This window comes from Eubacterium ramulus ATCC 29099, assembly GCF_000469345.1.
GTDB lineage: Bacteria > Bacillota > Clostridia > Lachnospirales > Lachnospiraceae > Eubacterium_I > Eubacterium_I ramulus.
This window is the reverse complement of record NZ_KI271114.1, coordinates 435-1,284: the sequence shown is the minus strand read 5'-3', so window position 1 is coordinate 1,284 and position 850 is coordinate 435. Positions and strand designations below refer to the sequence as shown.

1 pseudogene is annotated in these 850 nt (G+C 41.8%); it reads left to right on the top strand.

The window, feature by feature from the left end:
* A pseudogene (locus HMPREF0373_RS06510) lies at window positions 1-801 on the top strand (SrtB-anchored collagen-binding adhesin); the annotation flags it as partial.
* Window positions 802-850: the final 49 nt, after the last annotated feature.

Here is an 850-nt window from a genome sequence, read left to right as displayed (position 1 = left end):
CTTATCATTGACGGGAAACGTGTAGAAAACGACTATACCTTTATCGCTGATGATGAGGAAATGAAAGTGGAAATTTCCTATACATTCAATGCGTCTGCTTTAGGTGGCAAGAACCTTGTTACCTTTGAAGAATTGTATAATTTCAGCAATCCAGACGAACCCGTAAAAGTTGCGGAACACAAAGACATTGAGGACGACGGGCAGACGGTACTTATCACAGAGCGTATCATCAAAATTCATACGACTGCTACGGATAAGGACGGCAACAAAGAGCTTGAAGCTGGAAAAGACGTTACAATCATTGATACGGTTACTTTAGAGGGCTTAGAAGTCGGCACAAAATATCAGTTAAAGGGCTGGCAGATGTTGAAAAAAGAAAATGCAGAACTTCTTATCAATGGAAAGCGTGTGGAAAGTGATTACACTTTTACCGCTGACAGCGAAAACATGAAAGTAGAAGTTGCCTTTACTTTTGACGCTACTTCTTTTAACGGAAAACAGCTTGTAACTTTTGAAGAATTGTACGATTTAAGCAATCCAGACGAGCCGAAGAAAGTTACCGAGCATAAGGATATTGAGGATAAGGGACAGACGATTACCTTTAAGGAAAAACCAGAAGTCCCAAAAGAACCAGAGAAACCCGAAACACCACAGACACCAGAAAAGCCTAGCAGACCTAGCGACAGTCCCAAAACGGGCGATAACACCAACCTTTACGAACTGCTTGTACTTCTTTTAACTTCTGGTGCTGGACTGGCAGGTATCTTCTTCTACAAACGCCGTAAAATGAAGAAATCATAAGGCGGTAATGGTATGAGAAAAGGAAAATCACGCTCTCCGCCGAAGCTGT